Genomic DNA, 19,000 nt, shown 5'->3' with positions numbered 1-19,000 from the left:
ATCGAGCAGCGCGGGATGTGGCCTTCGGATACGCATCGTCGTCGGGCGACAGCCGGCACGAGCGATACAACCGTTAAACTCTCACAAGCGGCGGATTTCCACCGGGTGAAACCGTGAACCTGAAGGAGTGGTTATCTGGCACAGCGCGACCGGCGGAAGTTGCTGATCGCCGTCAGGTCTTCCCGACGGCCCTCGTCGGCGGCAGGGCGATTCTCAAGCGCCGGCCCCCCGCCCTGAATGCCACGTCATTCCCATTCCTGCCGGGCCGGGGCCGCTAGGCTTTGGCTTCCTGCCCGCGGTTTTTAGACTCCGCATTCCAGGAACTGCCCGATCGCGAGAAGGACGACCAGTGTTTCAACGGATTCTCATTGCCAACCGCGGCGAAATTGCGCTCCGGATCATCAGGGCCTGTCGCGAAATGGGCATCGAGACGGTCGCCGTTTTCTCCGAGGCGGACCGCGGCGCCCACTATCTCACGCTCGCCAACGAGGCCTATTGCATCGGGGCTCCTGCATCGACGGAGAGCTACCTGCGGATTGATCGCATCATCAGCGCCGCGGAACTGGGGAACGTCCAGGCGATCCACCCAGGGTACGGGTTCCTGGCCGAGAACTCGCATTTTGCCGAGGTCTGCCGGGAGTCGAAGATCGAGTTCATCGGGCCGCCGCACGAGGCGATGAACAAGCTGGGGGACAAGATCTCTGCGAAGACCATCGCCAAAGAGAGCAAGGTGCCACTCGTTCCTGGCTCGGAAGGGCTGATCCAGTCGGAAGAAGAAGCCGTCCGGGTAGCGGCGGAAATCGGGTATCCCGTTCTCATCAAGGCGACGGCCGGCGGCGGAGGCAAGGGGATCCGCCCCGCCATGAACGAAGCCACGCTTCGCACGGAACTGAAGAACGCCTCCGCCGAGGCGGAAAAGGCCTTCAAGAACGCTGGCGTTTACATCGAACGCTACGTGGATCGTCCGCGACACGTCGAAGTCCAGATCCTCGCCGACAATCACGGCAACGCCGTTCATCTGTGGGAACGCGACTGCACGATGCAGCGCAAGCACCAGAAGCTGATCGAAGAAAGCCCGGCCCCGAACCTCCCCAAGGAGGTCCGGGAGGAAATCTGCAAGGCGGCCGTGCGGCTGGTGAAGGCCGCGGGCTACACCAACGCCGGCACCTGCGAGTTCCTCGTTGATTCCGCCTTCAACTTCTATTTCATTGAAGTCAACGCCCGCATCCAGGTGGAGCACCCGGTGACGGAGCAGGTGACCGGCATCGATCTGATCAAGCAGCAGATCAAGATGGCGTCGGGCGAGAAGCTCGAACTCAAGCAGAAGGACATCACGACGACGGGCCACGCGATTGAAGTCCGGATCAACGCGGAAGATCCCGACGACAATTTCCGCGGGTCCCCCGGAACGATCACGAAGCTGCGGGTTCCCGGTGGAAACGGGGTTCGCTGGGACAGTCACGTCCACGAGGGCTACCGCGTTCCGCCATATTACGATTCCATGATCGGCAAGCTGATCGTGCACAAGGCGACACGTGAAGAAGCGATCATCACGCTGCGGCGGGCCCTGTCCGAGTTTGTCGTCGAGGGGATCAAGACGACGATTCCGCTGCTGAAAAAGATCATCGAGCACCCGACGTTCCAGAACGCGTCGGGCGACACGAAGTTCGTCGAACGGACCTGGTGACCCCGGTTGCCGAGAATTCGCAGCCGTCCCGGATTGCCTGGTCTCTCCAGCAGTGTCTGCCGGGCTTGCAAACCAGCGCCTGAACCGGTCTCCTATCTTCCGGTCAGGTTGCTGTTTTCGTGCAAATCATCGGTGGGTCCGGTCGATTTCCCGTAGTGCCGCAGACGCGGTTGATGGGGGCGTTGTCTCCTGTCATTCGTCTGTGGTGGCGTCGGTGATCGAGCGCGACACTGGGTGTGGTTTGCCAATCCTAGTTGTCCCGTCGAGAGCCACCGCTGCTGCATCCAGGCGGGCGGAGCCGTCCGGGAATTCGAGTGGTGAAGGCTGAGAGTCAACAATGAGTGCAGAGAACGACCGCGGTCGCCGCGTCGCTGTCACAGGTCTGGGCATCGTCAGCCCGTGCGGAATCGGCCGCGAGGCGTTCTGGACGTCGCTGAAAGACGGGCGCTCGGGCGTTTCGAAGGTTGAGCTCTTCGAATGCGAGAGCGTCAGCTCGGGCGTCGGGGGCGAAGTCAAAGACTTCAACGACGAGACCATCAAGAAGGTTCACCTCAAGGATCTGCGCAAGAGCCTGAAGGTGATGAGCCGCGACATCCAGATGGCGATGGCCGCCGCCTCGCAGGCGCTGGCGGACAGCAATCTGAAGGGGTCGGGCATCAACCCCGAGCGGATCGGCGTCGAGTACGGGGCCAACCTCATCTTCTCGCCCCCCGATGATCTGAAGGACGGCGCCAAGGCGTGCACCGATGAAACCGGCGTGTTCCGGTTCGAGCAGTGGGGTGAGAAGGGCATCACCAAGATGGAACCACTGTGGATGCTGAAGTATCTGCCGAACATGCCCGGCTGCCACATCGCGATCTATGCCGACGCCCGCGGCCCGAGCAACTCGCTGACGCTCGATGAAGCATCGTCCGGCGTCGTCATTACCGAGGCGCTGCGCATCCTCCGCCGCAACGCGGCCGACGTCATGATCACCGGATCGACCGGGACGCGTCTCCATCCGATCCGGGCCATGCACGCCAACCTGTGGGACGACGTCGCTGCCGATACCGCGCATCCGGAAAAGAGCAGCCGGCCGTTCGACAGCAAGCGGGTCGGGCAGGTCATCGGCGAAGGGGCCGGATGTCTGATCCTCGAGAACGAAGGACACGCCGTCCAGCGCGGGGCGAAGATCTACGGCTACCTGCTCGGGGGCGGATCGTCGTGCGTCCTTTCGATGGACGGGAAGCCGCAGCTCCAGACTGCGATCACCAACGCCATCCACGCGGCGCTTCGCGACTCCGGCCTTACTCCGGCCGACATCGGCCACATCAACGCACATGGCGCGGGGGATCCGGAAGACGACGCGATTGAAGCGGCCGCGATTCATGACGTGTTCGGACCGGCTGCGTCGACGATCCCCGTCGCCTCGATCAAGGGATACACGGGCAACTCGGGCGGCGGTTGCGGAATGATCGAGATCGCCGCGTCGCTGCTGTCGTCGGCGGAAGGCCTGGCGCCGAAGACGCTGAACTGCGATGAGCCTGATCCGGCTCTGAAGCTCAACGTCACCCGAGACTTCACCCCGGTGGCCAGCAGGAAGTTCCTGAAGATCAACTACACGCGCGCCGGACAGGCGACCGCGGTGATCTTCGAAGGGGCCTGAGTCAGGCGTCCTGCAGCGCCTGCTTGAGAAACTCGCGCGCCGTCCCCTTCAGCTTCTGCGTGGCGGTTTCGTCGTCGATGCCGTCGACCAGAAACGTGCAGACCGGCTGCCCGGCGGTGATGAGAGTTCCTGCGGGCGAAACGTCGGCGACCCTGTTGATCGATTCGCAGGGGGTGGCGATCTGCAGAGGGTCGAGCTCCGGCATCGTGAAATCGTGCGGAGCAAACAGGACGCCCTTGGCGATCACGCTCTCCGGGTAGGTTTCGAAGTCGGCATCCGGATCGCGCCAGGAGACGCCGAAGGCCGCTGCGTGCGAGCGCATCAGCGTGAAGCCACAGGCCAGTTCCAGCACTTCGGCCGACGCGGGATAGCGGGGGTTCACTTCCACGAGCCAGGGCGTTCCGGATGAGTCGACGACCAGGTCGCACCCGAACAGGCCACGCAGCTTGAACTTCCACATCAGAATGTTGCCGATACGGCGGATCATGTGTTCTGTGGGAACGTCGAGTGTCGCGGGACCGACAGATCCGCACCACGCGAACTCGGGTGCATTCAGGGCTTCCCAGCCGACCAGCTGGCGGGTGATGCCGACGAAGTTCACGTCGCCCGGAGGCTCGAGACCGACGAAAACGGCCGAGTAAGCCTGCCCCGGAACGAACCTCTGGAAGACATGCGGCTCGTTGAGAGTCGGGTGCCCGAAGGCCTCCGGGGTCCAGCGGACGATGCCACGGCCGCCTCCGCTCGCGATGGGCTTCAGCAGCCATTCGCCGTCCGGGGGCGGAGGATTCTCCGATGAGCGGACATCTGGAAGCGGCAGGCGAAGGGCCGTGAGGGTCTGGTGGAGCAGGTGCGGATCGCGCACCCGGCGGACGACCTCGGGGGAGTTGCACCACGTCGGACCGGTTTCCGAGGCGCGGGCCAGCCAGTCGGCCTGGTTCTCCATTCCGCCCAGCTGCATCAGCGGAAGGCCGCGTCGCTCAGCGCTGTTCAGCATCGCCAGGTCGTTCAGTCCTTTGAGGGTCTGGGTTTCGGCGACGGCCGAGAGGTCGGTGTCGGCAAAGAGGTCCCAGCAGAAGGGAGTCAATCCCGCCCGCAGCGCGGAAAAGGCCGCGGCTCGAGCGCTCGCACCGACCAGCCCGACGCAGTGCGGCGGCTCGAACTCCAGATCCAGCGACATGGGCGCAACAATTCCGTCAATGCCAGGGATCGCGACGACTCATGTGAGACGATTCGCAGCGACCTGGCGCCTCAAAAAATTCCATTTCGACCCCGACACTCACTCCAGTCGCCCGCACTGGAGCCGAGACGCTTGAGGATCGGGAACCCCAAGGTATGGGGAGCGCGGACGGCCCGTCCAGCGAATTCGCCGCTGAATCCGGCCTCAAATCCTGTCGCCGTATTCCTTGAGAAAGCCGGCCCATTCGCGGGAGCGAGCCTGGTCGAGGTCGGTGAACCGCAACCGGATCGCCTGCCGACCATCCCGGTGGGTCGTCACTTCGCGTTCCGCGGCAATCCCCGAGATGCGCCCCAGTGCGAAAGAGTTCGCCGGCGCGAACAGGTTGACGTCCACGCCTTCCCGGCGCTTGGTGTACAGCTCGAACTGCGGAGTCTCGCTCGTCGGTATCCAGCCGGTCACAACCGTCTGACCGGTCCAGTCGAGCTCCATGTCGCCATGCAGGCCGGCCAGATGTCCAGCGAGGGTCGACACCAGTTCAGGCTCCCAGAGAACCCGCTTGTTGGATGGAAACCCCTTGCGTGAGACATGCCATTTCTCGCCGAGCACCTTCCAGGGCATCAGTTCCGCCGGATTGAGCGCGGCCGCCTTCGCCTGGGACAGATAGGACTCGGCCGCCCTCTTCAGGAACTCGCGAAATGCAGGAGTCTCGATCTCCCGTTTCCAGTGAACGGTGATCACCACTTCCTGGAACGGGCCTTTCAGGTTCTTCGCTCGAACGCGGTCTCCCCGGCCATAGACGGCCAGTTCATCGAGGTCGTCCACACGCTTCAGCTGAAGCGCGCGACTCAGTTCGTCCTCATCGAACGCCGATTTCTTCACTCTAAACTTCAGGGTGAGCAGCCATTCGTCGCCCGTCTCCGCATGCAGGAACCAGCCACCCTGTTTCGAAGTACTGGCGACTTCGACGATGCTGCGGTGATTCCAGTTTGGTTCGGCCAGGCGGTCGTCCGCGCCCAGTTCGTCGATGACGAATGCCAGCGCCTCCCCTTCCCAGCGGCAGGGAGTTCCGATGTGGCTGACGCGATCGACGGTGTGCCATTTCCGGCCGTCGACCTGCCAGGGGAGCGCCGCGTCCTTCCCGACCTTCGCGAGATCGAGATCGCCGGCCCGCTTCTTCGCTTCCTGGGCCGGATCGAAGACATCCCGTTCGGCCCGGGGCTCGGCCTTCAGGAGCGGCGCCAGAAGTTCGGCCGTATATGAGTGGGGAGCGCCGGTTCCGCGAGTCGATTGAAACGCCTCGACGATGTTCTCCGGCGTACCTTCCGCGACGATCCGGCCGCCGGCGTGGCCCGCTTCGGGGCCGACATCGATGATCCAGTCGGCCGTCTTGATCACATCCAGATTGTGTTCGATGACGACGACCGTGTTGCCTCGGTCGACGAGGCTATTGAGCACCTTCAACAGCTTGGCGATGTCGTCGAAGTGCAGCCCCGTCGTCGGCTCGTCGAGGATATACAGCGTCTTTCCGCTGTCGGGTTTGCACAATTCGGCCGCCAGCTTCACGCGCTGGGCTTCGCCGCCGGAGAGCGTGGGGGCCGACTGTCCGAGCGTGAGGTAGTCGAGGCCGATCGCGACGAGTGTGGCCAGCGGGGCCCGGATCTTCGGGATGTTGTCGAACAGTTCGAGCGCCTGCCCGATCGACATGTCGAGGACGTCGGCGATCGAGCGGTTGCGGTACTTGACGGCGAGCGTTTCCTGGTTGAATCGCTGTCCACGGCAGGTGATGCACTCGACCCACACGTCAGGGAGGAAGTGCATCTCGATTTTCTTCTGGCCAAGTCCCTCGCAGTCTTCGCAGCGGCCGCCGGGGCGGTTGAAGCTGAAGCGGGCCGGGCGATAGCCGCGGATCTTGGCGTCCGGCATGCGCGAGAACAGCTCGCGGATCTGGTCGAAGACGCCGGTGTAGGTGGCGGGGTTGGACGCGGGCGTCGACCCGAGGGGGGCCTGGTCGACCATCACGATCTTGTTGACGTGCTCGACGCCGATCAGTTTCTCGAACGGCCCGGGCTGTTCGCCGGTGCGGTGCAGGTGTTTGGCGACGGCGCGGGCGAGGGTTTCGAGAACGAGCGAGCTTTTTCCGGAGCCGGAGACTCCAGTGACTGCCGTCAGCGTGCCCAGGGGCAGCCGGAGGTGAACATTCTTGAGGTTGTTCTGGCGCGCGCCTGTCAGCTCGAGCCAGGCGCCTCCGGGGGGCGCGGCGTAGGTTTCCTGCAGATTCAGTTCAGCAAGCGGGGGCATGAACATAAGAATAGCAGGCGGGAGCGTTCGGCAAGGGTTCGCAGGGCAACGTGCAAGGACCGGCTGCGCAAGCACGGCGCCGTGAAACAGCCTCAATGCTTGGAACGTCCTGCGGACGCCACCCAGCCGCGGAACGCGAGGCCTGCGTAGAACAGGCTGATGTTCGTGAATCCGGCCTCGCGCAGGATCGCTTCCTCCTGTTCGGGCGAGAGGATGGTCAGTTTCGCATCGATCGTGGCGCGGGCGGCCTGCAGCTTTCCGGGCTCGGAGTCGGTGATGCCCGCAAACGCGAAATACCGGGACAGCCAGGCGTCGCGCTCCCCCTCTCCCTGAGGAAAGCTGAGATGAGCGACAACGAACGGCGATCCAGGTTTGAGACGACGGTGAACTTCGGCGACGGCGTGCCTTCGTTCATCGAGTGGGATGAAGTGCATCGTCAGCAGGCAGGTTGCCGCGTCAAACGGCCCTTCGGGAGCCACCTCGACCGTGCCCTCGTGAAGTCGGACTCTCGAGACCAGGGGGCCGAGGGTCTTCCCAGCGAGGCTGAGCATTTCGGCAGACGGGTCGACGCCATCGAACGTCCAGCCTGCATGGGCCTCGGCGAAGCATTTCAGTTCCAGGCCGCCGCCCGCGCCCAGAACGAGCACGCGGGCATTTTCTGGAGCGTGCTCGGCGAGGAGCAGGGCCGTCATCCGCTGGAGATCAGCGAAGCCGGGGACGATGCGGGGCGGGCCCTGCGCATACTTCGCGACAGCTTCGGGATCGGAGAACGGTTGCATGAAGGCGCTCAAACGGGCAGTGCATCGGCGAGGGGCGTATCGTCCCTCGTCCGGGGAGGCGCATCATGCCGGGCGGGTCGACGCCCTCACAAGGATCGCGGTGGATCGGGAACGCGAGAGGTCTGCTCGAGGTCCATGAGCCGCTGCGGACAGGCGTGCCGGACACGCTGCTTCTCCGCGGGCGCCAGGCCGGTCCAGGCTGCAATCTCGCGGATCGTTCGCCCGCAGCCGCGGCAGATCTGTCCGGGCGCAATGAGAGTGCAGACGCCGATGCAGGGAGAGGGGACGTCTTCGGGGTCCGTGGCCATCGGGAAGTCAGAACTCATGGTCCTGACTTCCCTGCTTTCCGGGGAGGGGAGACCCGAGTGGCGGGAACGCGTGCGCGATGAGGCAATCCGGGTTCAGTCGAAATTGACGGCAATCGTCTCGCCCGAGCTGGCGGTAATGGTTTTCGTGGCGAGAAGTGGTGACGCCCCGAACGTCTGGCCGTTTGCATGACGAGGGACAACTTCACCATACAGCATGACCTTCAACTCGCCGGCGGCGATGCGTGACACGGAGAACGTCGAACGATCCTTCCTGTCGATCTCCGACGTATGAATCTGGTGATCAGAAGCGGCCTGAACCAGGATCCGCTCTGGTCTGGGATATTTCTCGAGGTCGATCTTTCCGGTCACCGTGACAGCGGCCGGGGCGAACACGACGAGCCGGCCGAGCTGGGCGGCCGGCTTTTTCTCAAGGTCGCGGACGCGCGTCGCCGGCGTCTCATTCCCCCAGTAGACGAGCTGCAGGTTGAGCCGGTTCGACACCTGCAGGAAGTGGAAGCTTCCGTGGTGGTCGGTCACGACGCCGCGGGCGTATTTGCAGGCGGGCCGATCCGTCGCGGAGTCCATTCGGATCGTCTGGAAATCGATGTCCGCATTTCGCGGGTCCTGGGCGACCAACTGGGGATCGGTTCCGATCAGATGGATATCGACACCTTTGAGCGGCTGTTTGTTCTGGTCGAGGAGGACGCCGGCCACATCGACCAGCGAACTGCGATCAACTGGCTGCAGCTCGATGTGGACATCGGACTCGTCCCGGCTGGTGATGATCGACGACCTTCGCAGAGGTTCGTAGCCATCCGCCTCGATGAGCAGATCAAACGCGGAGTTGTTGGGGAGGTCCTCCAGAAACAGGCGGCCGCTGTCGTCGTTGATCACCTTTCCGCGGGCCAGCTCCGCGGGCATGCCGCTGCTGCGGTTCACCCCTTCCGGGGGCGGCGTGGTGGCGAAGGTTAAACGGGCCGAGAATCGCGGAACTGGCTTCTTCGTGTCGCCATCGAAAATGACGGCGCGATAGTGCCCGGTGCCGTCCATGACGATGGTCTGCTCTTCCTCCTGATCGAGCAGCATCTTTCGTTGCCGGATCTCCGTGTACCCCCGGGCCGAGATGCTCATCGTCGACGCCGGAACGAGCGTCGTCGCCGAGAAGCGACCGTCCTGATCGACACTGAAGGTTGTTGCGAGTCCAGAGGCGCCGCCGCGATTCCCCAGGCTGACATAGATCCGCGCGCCGGGGATCGGTTCGCCGGCGTCGTTGACGATGCGCCCTTTGAAGGTGTGTCCTTTCTCGAGCGTGACCGTGACCTTCGCCGGGCCTTCGTCGGAAGGATCCACCTTCACGACGCTCGGAGCGAACCGCTCCGCGCGGATGGTGAGCTCGGGCTTGCGCGGGTGGGGAGGAACGTTCATGTCGACGACGGTGGCGCGGCCTTCCCCGTTCGTCGTCGCCATGCGGGACATCGTGAATCTGGCGCCAGGATTCTCGATCTCGGCCCCCGCGATCGGCCGTCCCTCCGCGTCGACAACGGTCACTTCGACATCGCCGCCGCTGGCTCTTGGTTTGAGGACGAGTTCCAGCTGTCGGTGCTTCGCCCCGTTCAGAGCGAAGGATTGCGTCAGCTCCTGGTAGTTCTCCAGCAGGCTGACGACTTCCATCGTTCGCGAGCGAGGCACGTTGTTCAGGCGGAAATTACCTTCCTGGTCGGATGTGGCGACGTCGTACTGGACGGGGCTGAAGCCAGGGCGGGCAACGACCCTCACGCCGGCCAGCGGCTGGCCTTTTTCGTCAACGATCTTCCCCTCGATCGAGCCACCCGCCGGGAGCTTGAACTCGACGTCGGTCAGCGGATCGCTCAGCGATTGCACCGCCTCGACGACCTGAAAGCCCGGAGCCTTCGCCGAGATCAGCAGTTCCTGTTGTGAAAGCCCGGGAATGACGGCTACCCCATGGGCGTCGGTACCGCGGCTGTCGACGCTGCCGTTCCACTGCAGCTGTACCGTCGCGTGGGGGACTGGTTCTCCGGTGTCCTCGGAGAGGACGACAACTTTCAAGGTCCTTGCGTCCGCGAGCTTCAGGTCGACGGACGTGGAGGAGCCTTGCCGTGTAATGAGCGCCTTCGCGTAGTCGTGCAGCCTCGAGTGCGAGGCTTTGTTCTCGTGAATCGCCTGGATTCCGTAGTCGCCCGGAGCAACGCGATCGAAACGGTACCTCCCGTGTGCATCGGTACGGACCAGCGTGACCTGGCCCTGAGCGGGCCGGCGGGCGCCCTCGACGCGCTGGAACAGCCGCACCTCCGCATCGGAAACCGGGGCGCCGGACTCGGCGTCCGTGACGACACCAGAGATCGAACCGGTCGCCGGTTGCAGCAACAGCGTGATCCCCAGAAACACGAGGGCCAGCACGACTGCGAACAGGGCGATCCCGCGGGAACCCGCCCTCTTCTGACTCCCGGCCGACAGCGACACGAGCAACATCGCCAGCTCCTTTTGCCCAACGGAGTGTGGATGTCAGAGTTCAACGTTCGCTGCAGCATCCGAAACTGGAAGCCGCTGGTCAATCTCCCTGTCTGTCCGCGCTCAGATGCGGCCGGACCGCTCCGCGCAGGAGCGAGCCCGCGCGGAGCGAAAAGGACCGAATCCGCCGAAACGCTTACTTCCCGGCCAGCTTCGTCTTCCGGGCATCAATCTGCTTGCGCACTTCGGCGACGCCGTCGGCGATGGGGGCTTTGCCTGCCTCCTTCTCGTCGCGCCATTTCAGCTCGACGACTCCTTCCTGCAGTCCTTTGCCGCCCACGGTGATGCGGAGGGGGAAGCCGACGAGGTCGGCGTCCTTGAATTTTGCGCCGGCGCGGAGGTCGCGGTCATCGAGAAGAACGTCGACGCCAGCCGCGAGGAGCTCCGCGTAGTACTTCTCAGCGACTTCCATGACCTGCGCGTCCTGCACGTTCAGCGGAACAACGACGCATTCGTAGGGAGCGATGCTGATCGGCCAGATGATGCCGTCGGCATCGTGGGACGTTTCGATCAGGCCGGCCAGGATGCGGTTCACGCCGATGCCATAGCAGCCCATGATGATCGGATGCCGCTGCTCCTTGTCATCCAGGTAGCTGGCGTCGAGGGAGACGCTGTACTTCGTCCCCAGCTTGAACACGTGGCCGACTTCGATGCCGTTGACGAGTTCGAGGGTGCCGTCGCTCTTGGGGGAGGGATCTCCGGCCGCGGCGTTGCGGAGATCGAACGTGCGGATGTCGTCGCCCGCTCCGGAAATGTCGAAGCCGGAACTCTTGAGGAGGCTGACGGGCGTCAGGTTCCAGTCGCGTCCGATGTTGACGTTGACGACATGCGCATCGGCGGCGTTCGCGCCCGTGATTGCGTTTACCAGCGCAGGAACGTCGTGATCGGCGATGACCGGGCACTTGATGCCCGGAGGTCCCGCGTAACCGACAGGCGCTCCTGTCACTTCCTGGATCGTCTTGTCGTCGGCGAGATCGACCGTCGCTGCGCCGAGGGCGCGGCGGAGCTTGTTCTCGTTGACCTCGTGGTCGCCGCGGATGAGGACGGCAATGGTCTTGCCGTCGACACTGTAGATCAGCGTCTTGATCATCCTGTGGGGCTTGCACTTGAGGACCTTGCAGACCGCATCGATTCCGCCGGCTCCGGGGGTGGAGACCTGGGTCATCGGCTTGGCGTCGGCGGAAGCCTCCGTCGGGACGGCCGCCGCCTTGCGGCCGGTTTCGGCCCGCTCGATGTTCGCGGCATAGCCCGACTTGGTGTCCTTCAGGATGCGGTCTTCGCCGTTGGGCGAGGGGATCATGAATTCGTGTGAGCAGTCGCCGCCGATGGGGCCGCTTTCCGCCTCGACGGCGACGTACGGCAGGCCGCAGCGCGAGAAGATGCGGCAGTAGGCGTCGTACATCGCCTGATAGGTTTCATCGAGCTGTTCGATGGAGCTGCTGAAGCTGTAGGCGTCCTTCATCAGGAATTCGCTGGTCCTGAGGATGCCGAAGCGGGGGCGTTCCTCGTTCCGGAACTTCGTCTGGATCTGGTAGAGCGTGATCGGGAGCTGGCGGTAGCTGCTGATGTGCCGGGCGACGAGGTCGGTGACGACTTCTTCGTGGGTCGGCGCAAGGGCGAGAGGGGTTTTCTGGCCGCGGCGGGTGACGTCGAACTTCATCAGGACGTTGCCGAAGGCCGCGATGCGGTTGGTCCGCTCGTAGAGTTCGATCGGCGTGATCGCCGGCATGTGGACTTCGACGGCGCCGGCCTTGTCCATTTCCTCGCGGACGATGGCTTCGGCCTTCCGGAGTGCGCGGTAGCCGAGCGGCAGGTAGGTGTAGGCGCCGGCCATCACCTGCCGGATCAACCCGGCCCGCAGCATCAGCTTGTGGCTTGGAACCTCCGCATCGGAGGGCTCTTCCTTGAGGGTGGGGAGGAACGTCTTCGTCCAGCGCATGGCCTGTCCTGGGTCTTTCGAAAATCGCGGTGATCCCCGCTCTCCCGGCCGATCGTCTGCCGGTGACCGCGTGATCAGGACACGCGGGCCGGCCGGAACGCTCGCGGGGGATCGCGAGAATGTGGCGAGACGGTATCTCGCGTGTTGCGGCAAGCCAAGCGGAGACGGGGGGCGGACACGAGCGTTCTCGCCGGCGGCTGCTGTTCTGCGGACTTCGACCCGCTATAACCTTGGAATGGCGGCCGATGGCAATCCGGCGACGCCCGTCCGCTTTCCCGTCGCCCCGATCCATCGCACGCCTGCCCATGATCGAACTGGACTCGGTCACGAAGCTGTACGGCACGGTCATCGGCGTGAATGACGTCTCGTTGACGCTGGGCCCCGGGGCGCATGGGCTGCTGGGGCCCAACGGCTCCGGAAAAACGACATTCCTCAACCTGATCACCGGCCAGCTCCGTCCGACGCGCGGCCGGGTGCGGATGTTCGGCGAGAACCCGTGGGACAACCCCCGGCTGTACCGGCGGATCGGGATCTGTCCCAGTTTCGAAGGGCTGTACGCGGAAATCACCGCCCGCGACTGGGTCATCTACATGCTTCGGCTGCATGGCTTCTCCCCGGTCGAGGCCGAGCGGCGCGCCCTCGACGCTCTCGAAATCGTGGGCATGACGGCGTCCATGGACCGGACGATGGGCAGCTACTCCCGCGGGATGCGGCAGCGCACCAAGCTGGCCCAGGCGATCGCCCATGAGCCCGAACTCCTCATTCTCGATGAGCCGTTCAACGGGCTCGATCCGGTCGGCCGCCATGAAATCACGATGCTTCTCAAGGACTGGGTCAAAGCGGGCGGAAGCCTGATCATTGCGAGTCACATCCTGTACGAGGTCGAGACACTGGCGACGTCGTTCCTGCTGGTGAGCGGAGGACGGCTGCTGGCCTCGGGAACGCCGGAAGAAGTGCATTCCCTGCTGAAGAATCTCCCCAACGAATTCGTCATCCGCGGTGAAGGGCTGCGGGAACTCAGTCAGAAAATGATCGCCGAACAGCTGGTCGATTCGATCCGTCTCGACGGCGGAGACCGGCTGACGGTGACGACCCACCAGCCCACCGCATTGACCTCCCGGCTTCCGGAGTGGAACAGCGGCGGGAGCATCCGGATCACCGAACTGTCGAGCGGCGACGATACGCTGCAGGCGCTGTTCACGACGCTCATGCGGATCCATCGCGGAGAACTGCGTTGACGGCTCCTGCCCAGGCACCTTCGCTGAATCCGACCGACCAGGCGACCGCCGAGGGCCAGTCCCGACTCGGCCTGATCGCGCGCGGCCTGTGGACAGTTCTGCAGTTCGAATTCCGGAAGTCGCGGACCTGGAAGCGGATGCTCGTGTGGGCCGGAGTGGCGATGTTTCCGGCGTTCATCATCGCGCTGATGCTGTTTGCTGACGACCGGCTGCCCCGGGCCGGCTGGGTGAGCATCGTGTTCGTCATGGCCTGCGAGATGGTCGTGATTCTGAACGCCATGCTCTGGGTCGCGCCGATCGTTCAGGCTGAACTCGAGGGGAAGACGTGGCTGTACGTCGTCACCCGTCCCTACGGACGGTTCTGCCTGGTGCTGGGGAAGCTGGTCAACGGCGTGACGTGGACGCTGGGGGCCGGATTACTCGCGCTGGCGCTGGTGGGGGGAGTTTCCTGGATCGCGGCGCTGCCCGTGAAACAGATCGCCGGCGTCGGGAGCGAGCACGATCAGCGGGTCGCGGAGGCCCAGAAGCTGGTGCGTCAGTTAACCAGTGATCCGAAGGTGCGACAGTTGTTCGACGAGACGCGCGGCCGGGCCGGGGAGTTTCCGCCGTTTCAGGATGGGGGCGCTGCGTTCCCGAATCTTCAGCCGCACGAACCGGAAGTCGTTTTTGATTCGGTGGGCGACGCCCTGGAAGTGGGGGGCGTCCTGGCGGCTCTCGCGGTTCTCGGGGGGCTCGCCTACTCCTCGCTGTTCTGTGGAATCGGCTGCATCATTCCGAAGCGGGCCATGCTGATCGCGTTCAGCTACACGCTGATCTTCGAGACGGTGGTCGCCTTCGTACCGGCAATCATCAATCGACTGACGATCCAGTACCACCTGCGTTGCCTGCTGAATCGCTGGGTCGACCTCGATGTGCCGGCCGAGGGGGAGCAACTGTTCTTCAGCGACTGGCTGGCCGCGTGGCATGTCGCGGTGCTGCTCGGAATGATCGTGCTGTGGCAGATCGTCTCGCTGACGGTCATCCACTTCCGGCAGTACGTGATGACCGACGAAACGTAAACCGGCCGCGACGGGATGGTCGCGGCCGGTGAATCTGCAGGAGTTCCAGGAGGCTTGGTTACGCCTTGGCGGCGGGCGTTTCGCCCGAGATGGACGGGCCGCTCTCTGCTTCCGGGAACGTGTACAGCGGCTTGTTGCCGAACTTCTTCTTGCACTTGGGGCAGGTGGCCTTGGCGATCCCCTTGCCGTTGGCCCCGCCGAGCTTCTCTTTCTTGCGGGCCGCTTCGCTGACGGTGATGCCGCAACCTTCGCAGCGGTATCCAGCGATGACGGTCGGCCGCGCCGTGTCCGCGAGGTACCACTCGGGGTCTTTCAGCGACTTCACCTGGGCTTCGGAATAGTGGCACTTGGCGGTCGAGAACTCGTCCGTCATCGGGATGCCGAGGTTGGCCGCGAGGCCGTCGACGCCGAACATCTCTTCCAGGTGCTTGTTGAACTCGCGGAACTGACTGAGCGTGAAGGAGGCGTACTGCGGGTCTCCGTCACCGACGAGCGGCAACTGGACGGCGATCATCTGTTTGCCGAAGACGGGGATGCCGTGGAACGCGGATGACGCCCGTGAGGCCTCGGGCCACACCACGCGAATCTGGCGAGCATCGTCAGCCGAATAGACCTGCTTGGTCGCGACCGGGAGATCCTCCGGGGCCTTGCCTTCCTTCAGGTGGGTCAGGACCGCCTCGCGGGGATCAGAGCCCCCCTTCTTTGCGCCGCCGAACATGCCGCCGGCCTTCTTCGGCGCCAGCGAGACGACCAGCAGCTTGCCGGGGCCGAACCCGAAGTCGAAGAGGGCGAACTCTTTCGACAGGCTCGCTTCCTTGAGTTTCAGCTTGGTCGGGTTGACGGTGTGGACGTGGACGTCGTGCATCCAGGCCACAAAGCCGCCGGGGGCTGCGGACGCCGCCGCGGAATCCGCGACGGACTTCTCACGTTCCTTGGCGAATTCGTAATCGGGAGGCGCGGTGGGAACGATAAACGGAGCCCGGCACTTCGGGCACTTTCCCGTCATGCCTTTGTGCTGGTCCTTGACTTCGACCTTGCAGCCGTAAGGGCAGAAGATGATGAATCCGGTCGCGGTGCGGATGGGGCCGGTCGGCCGTCCGCGGCGTTTCTTCTTGCCTTCTGCTTCCTCGCTGCGGGCGATATCGAGCAGCGCGTCGCCGCCGGTGGCGACGGAGTGGGCGACCCCGCCGTCAGAGAGGCTGGCGGCCGGCGTCTTCACGGCCTGGGCCGCCTCCGGGGAGTCGAGGTCGGGGAGATCATCGATTGAAGCCGCCGGGGTCGGGGTCGCCACAGTCGGCTGGCTCCCCTTCTTGCTCGCGGGGGCTTCGGGCTTGATCGGAGAAGGAACCGAGGTGCGGGGAGTGAGAACGAAGTCATCCTCCTGCGCTTCAGCGCTCGCGGCCTCGTGGATGTCGGCGTCTTCCGGGAGCTGGCTGAAAAATACCTTCTTCGGAGCGGCCTGCATCTCCAGGTATTTCTGCTCGAGCTCGCGGTTCATGAAGCCTCCGCAGTTCCAGCAGCGGACGAGGCCCGGCCGGACCATCTCTCCGCATTCGGGACAGGGGCGTTCCGTAGTGGCCGGGGCCGACTTCATTTTCTCACTCATGATTCACCACAACTTGCACGCAGAGGGGCGACCTGACCGTGCCCTGCCCTCGAGGCGTGCCGCATCTCAAACCGTCTGACGAAATGAGACTACAGGCGATGGAATGATACGGGCGCAATCCGTGCGCCGGAGCATGTCGAAAATGTGACTCGTTCCTTAGCTTAACCACGGCAGGGAGCAACTTCGACCTCGAAAAACGCCGATCGGCCGACGTAGGAGGGAATTGCGTCACCGTGACGACTGTGCGGAACTCAGCGATTCCGCCAGCCGGTCATCCCCTTGAGCGGAACCACTTTCATGGACACGTCCTCGCCGCCGGCCCTGGCGGCCTATCGCGACCGACTTTCGCGGCAGAACCTTGCCAGCGAAGGATTTGCCGTCGAATTCGTCGACTCCCTGCTGGCCGCCGCACGGGAAGCGGGAGCCAGCGATCTCCATCTCCAGCCGCTGGATTCGGGCGATTCGATCAGCGTGGCGTGGCGTCTCAACGGTGTCCTGCACCCGGTGGCGACGCTCCCGAAAGGGAAGCAGAACGTCATCGCCCGGCTGAAAGTTGTGGCCGGGCTGTTGACCTACCAGACGGAGAAGCCCCAGGAAGGCCGGATCCGGACCGGCGCCGACGGCGTCGAGATGCGCCTGAGCACGTTTCCCACGATCCATGGCGAGAAGGGGGTTGTCCGCCTGTTCATCGCCGATCAGACGCATCACACGCTCGATCAACTCGGACTCACCCCTGATGCCCTGGCGGCCCTGAAGGAACAACTCTCGGCGACCAGCGGAGTCGTCCTGATCGCCGGGCCGGCGGGCAGCGGAAAGACCACGACCCTCTATGCGTGCCTGAGGCATCTGGCCGGCGGAAAGCCTCGCCGGGGAATGTCGTCGCTGGAAGATCCGGTTGAAGCCGTGATTCCGGGGGTCGCCCAGTCGCAGGTGAAGGCCTCGTCCGGGTTCACCTACGCCAACGCGCTCAAGTCGCTGCTGCGGCAGGACCCGGAAGTCATCATGGTGGGGGAGATCCGCGATCGGGAAACCGCGGACATGGTGTTCCAGGCGTCTCTCTCAGGACACCTCGTGCTGACGTCGTTCCATGCGGGAAGTTCGGCAGAGGCCGTCAGCCGTCTGGCGGACATGGGGATCGAACCGTTCGTGCTGCGGAGCGGCCTCCGCGCCATCGTGACGCAGCGGCTGCTGCGGAAACGCTGCGACTGCGGGGCGCGGCCCGACTGCGACCGATGCCTGGGAACGGAATACTCGGGGCGGATGGTCATCGCCGAGTTGGCCCGGCCGGATGGTCCGGAACTCCGCCGCGCGATCCTCGACCGCAACGAGTCTCGCGAAATTGAAGCGGCATTCGTCGCGGCGGGCATGGTCCCGCTGCGCCGGCGGGCCGAGGAGGCCGTGAAGGCCGGCCTGACGACTCCGGAAGAGGTCGTTCGCGTCCTCGGCGCTACTTCTTCAGTTTCAGCGTGACCGTGACCCCTTCGATCTCGTAGTCGATGCCGAGCGGCTCACACAGAGTCCACAGGAAGACGTCCGCGCTGGCCTTGTTCAGCTTCAGGTCGACCCGCCGGTTGAAATCGATCTTCGCCGACTCGAACGCGGCCGCGTCGTAGTTGATGGTGATCCCCTGTTCGCGGAGCGCCTCGAAGGCGTCGCCAATTTTTACCTTCTCCGCAGTCAGCGTGAACAACCTCTGCTTGAGCGGTGCGTTCGAGACCTTGGTGGGAGTCGACTTGCCCGGTCGCTGCCCGAGCAGGGTGGCGATCCGTTCCTGCTCCTCGATGCTTCCGCGGACAAGCAGCCGGTCGCGCTCAAGCGTGTGGTCGATGGAATTGAGCACGCCGCCGATCTCTTCACGCAGAGATTCCCGCCGCGACGCCGGAACCGTGTGCTTCCGCTCGATCCACACTTTCTCCGGCATCGGAAGGATCGTGACGCTCGTGGCGTCGCTGTTCCATTCGAACGTGCGGTCGTACTGGATCAGCACCAGCGAAAGCGCCTCGACAAAGTTCACGTCGAACAGCAGGCCGGCCGGCCACAGGTCATAGGGCATTTCCTCGTCCCCCTGGACCCGGATGCCCCAGCGGCGGGAGATCTCGGCCAGCATCTCACGCGGTTCGGTGGCTTCGTCCCATGCCAGCGAGTGGTCGCGAAGAACCGCGAACTGTTGTTTGATCGCCGGATTTCCCTTGGCCCGGAGTTCCTCCATCCGCAGGGCGACGACCGTCCGCAGCTTCTTCACCGACGATTCCGGCCCGATGAAGATCGTTGAGCCGATGGCCCGAGCGCTGTTGTTGTTGGCGGACAGGCGGTCGGAGACGGCCTCGAGGAACGGTTCGCCGCCTGTCCTCCACGAGACGAGCCTGGAAGGATCGACGCGTCGGTCGAGCAGGAATGCGAGTCGGCGTTCGTCGCCGAGCGTCTTGAGGAGCTGGCCCAGTTCGAGCTCATCGAACCTCGCAGTCAGTGGCTCCGTCAGCGCCCGGTTGAACGCCGATTCCGTGAGCAGGCCCCTGGGCACGTCCGCCGCCGCTACGACAGCAGGACCGAGCAACGACAGCAGGCCGACGGCGAACGCAACGTGCTTCATGTGGACTCTCCGATGGATGAAGCTGTGGCGAAACACCATTGTCCGACCTTCCCGCAATCCTTCGCCGCCAGCAGCCTGCCTTCGGAACATTGCGAGTTCCCCGTGCACTTCGCAGGATGTCCAATCCTGCGGCCCTTTGGCAACGC

12 protein-coding genes and 1 pseudogene are annotated in these 19,000 nt (G+C 64.3%); 5 read left to right on the top strand and 8 right to left on the bottom strand.

Annotation, left to right across the window (positions count from 1 at the left end; genetic code table 11):
• Positions 1 to 349 precede the first annotated feature (349 nt).
• Together accC and Pan44_RS06225 are read left to right on the top strand one after the other, a co-directional pair.
• Positions 350 to 1,687, top strand: a complete 1,338-nt coding sequence (accC, locus tag Pan44_RS06230; RefSeq protein ID WP_145028322.1) for an acetyl-CoA carboxylase biotin carboxylase subunit — start codon at positions 350 to 352, stop codon at positions 1,685 to 1,687.
• A gap of 337 nt (positions 1,688 to 2,024) precedes the next feature.
• Positions 2,025 to 3,332, top strand: a complete 1,308-nt coding sequence (locus Pan44_RS06225; RefSeq protein WP_145028321.1) for a beta-ketoacyl-[acyl-carrier-protein] synthase family protein — start codon at positions 2,025 to 2,027, stop codon at positions 3,330 to 3,332.
• Position 3,333: 1 nt separating this feature from the next.
• Here the strand turns inward: Pan44_RS06225 and Pan44_RS06220 are convergent, their stop codons facing one another.
• From Pan44_RS06220 to Pan44_RS06195, 6 genes and pseudogenes are all read right to left on the bottom strand, one after another.
• Positions 3,334 to 4,509, bottom strand: coding sequence for an ATP-grasp domain-containing protein (locus Pan44_RS06220; protein ID WP_145028319.1), 1,176 nt, complete (start codon positions 4,507 to 4,509; stop codon positions 3,334 to 3,336).
• A gap of 204 nt (positions 4,510 to 4,713) precedes the next feature.
• Positions 4,714 to 6,768, bottom strand: a pseudogene (locus tag Pan44_RS06215) (excinuclease ABC subunit UvrA); the annotation flags it as partial.
• 131 nt (positions 6,769 to 6,899) lie between these two features.
• Entirely contained in the window at positions 6,900 to 7,586 is a 687-nt protein-coding gene (locus Pan44_RS06210) for a class I SAM-dependent methyltransferase (RefSeq protein ID WP_145028315.1), read from the bottom strand.
• A gap of 86 nt (positions 7,587 to 7,672) precedes the next feature.
• Complete coding sequence (locus tag Pan44_RS06205) at positions 7,673 to 7,912, bottom strand: DUF1289 domain-containing protein (RefSeq protein ID WP_197453897.1); 240 nt, start codon at positions 7,910 to 7,912, stop codon at positions 7,673 to 7,675.
• 75 nt (positions 7,913 to 7,987) lie between these two features.
• A complete protein-coding gene (locus Pan44_RS06200; protein WP_145028313.1) occupies positions 7,988 to 10,384 on the bottom strand; it encodes a carboxypeptidase regulatory-like domain-containing protein in 2,397 nt (798 codons plus the stop codon).
• Between the two features lie 175 nt (positions 10,385 to 10,559).
• The gene (locus tag Pan44_RS06195) at positions 10,560 to 12,362 is read right to left on the bottom strand and encodes a proline--tRNA ligase (RefSeq protein ID WP_145028311.1); all 1,803 of its coding nucleotides are present in this window, start codon (positions 12,360 to 12,362) and stop codon (positions 10,560 to 10,562) included.
• 305 nt (positions 12,363 to 12,667) lie between these two features.
• Between Pan44_RS06195 and Pan44_RS06190 the strand changes: the two genes are divergently transcribed.
• Complete coding sequence (locus tag Pan44_RS06190; protein WP_145028309.1) at positions 12,668 to 13,600, top strand: ABC transporter ATP-binding protein; 933 nt, start codon at positions 12,668 to 12,670, stop codon at positions 13,598 to 13,600.
• The gene (locus tag Pan44_RS06185; protein ID WP_145028307.1) at positions 13,597 to 14,658 is read left to right on the top strand and encodes an ABC transporter permease; all 1,062 of its coding nucleotides are present in this window, start codon (positions 13,597 to 13,599) and stop codon (positions 14,656 to 14,658) included. Before Pan44_RS06190 ends, Pan44_RS06185 begins: the two co-directional genes overlap by 4 nt.
• Positions 14,659 to 14,716: 58 nt before the next feature.
• Here the strand turns inward: Pan44_RS06185 and Pan44_RS06180 are convergent, their stop codons facing one another.
• Positions 14,717 to 16,264 carry a hypothetical protein gene (locus Pan44_RS06180; protein ID WP_145028305.1) on the bottom strand — a complete coding sequence of 516 codons (1,548 nt, stop codon included), beginning with the start codon at positions 16,262 to 16,264 and terminating at the stop codon, positions 14,717 to 14,719.
• A gap of 297 nt (positions 16,265 to 16,561) precedes the next feature.
• Between Pan44_RS06180 and Pan44_RS06175 the strand changes: the two genes are divergently transcribed.
• Positions 16,562 to 17,734, top strand: a complete 1,173-nt coding sequence (locus Pan44_RS06175; RefSeq protein WP_145028303.1) for a GspE/PulE family protein — start codon at positions 16,562 to 16,564, stop codon at positions 17,732 to 17,734.
• Here Pan44_RS06175 and Pan44_RS06170 read toward each other — a convergent pair.
• Positions 17,712 to 18,854: a hypothetical protein gene (locus Pan44_RS06170; protein WP_145028301.1), complete on the bottom strand. Its 1,143-nt coding sequence runs from the start codon at positions 18,852 to 18,854 to the stop codon at positions 17,712 to 17,714. The two genes, Pan44_RS06175 and Pan44_RS06170, sit on opposite strands and share 23 nt — an antisense overlap.
• Between the last annotated feature and the right edge of the window lie 146 nt (positions 18,855 to 19,000).

The organism is Caulifigura coniformis (assembly GCF_007745175.1).
Classification (GTDB): domain Bacteria; phylum Planctomycetota; class Planctomycetia; order Planctomycetales; family Planctomycetaceae; genus Caulifigura; species Caulifigura coniformis.
This window is presented reverse-complemented; position numbering and strand designations above follow the sequence as displayed.

Bases quoted from the DNA above. Each gene is read 5' to 3' on its own strand.
- Pan44_RS06200 (WP_145028313.1), bottom strand. From the start codon at position 10,384: ATGTTGCTCGTGTCGCTGTCGGCCGGGAGTCAGAAGAGGGCGGGTTCC.
- Pan44_RS06205 (WP_197453897.1), bottom strand. From the start codon at position 7,912: ATGAGTTCTGACTTCCCGATGGCCACGGACCCCGAAGACGTCCCCTCT.
- Pan44_RS06180 (WP_145028305.1), bottom strand. From the start codon at position 16,264: ATGAGTGAGAAAATGAAGTCGGCCCCGGCCACTACGGAACGCCCCTGT.
- Pan44_RS06170 (WP_145028301.1), bottom strand. From the start codon at position 18,854: ATGAAGCACGTTGCGTTCGCCGTCGGCCTGCTGTCGTTGCTCGGTCCT.
- Pan44_RS06225 (WP_145028321.1), top strand. From the start codon at position 2,025: ATGAGTGCAGAGAACGACCGCGGTCGCCGCGTCGCTGTCACAGGTCTG.
- Pan44_RS06210 (WP_145028315.1), bottom strand. From the start codon at position 7,586: ATGCAACCGTTCTCCGATCCCGAAGCTGTCGCGAAGTATGCGCAGGGC.
- Pan44_RS06190 (WP_145028309.1), top strand. From the start codon at position 12,668: ATGATCGAACTGGACTCGGTCACGAAGCTGTACGGCACGGTCATCGGC.
- Pan44_RS06175 (WP_145028303.1), top strand. From the start codon at position 16,562: ATGGACACGTCCTCGCCGCCGGCCCTGGCGGCCTATCGCGACCGACTT.
- Pan44_RS06195 (WP_145028311.1), bottom strand. From the start codon at position 12,362: ATGCGCTGGACGAAGACGTTCCTCCCCACCCTCAAGGAAGAGCCCTCC.
- Pan44_RS06220 (WP_145028319.1), bottom strand. From the start codon at position 4,509: ATGTCGCTGGATCTGGAGTTCGAGCCGCCGCACTGCGTCGGGCTGGTC.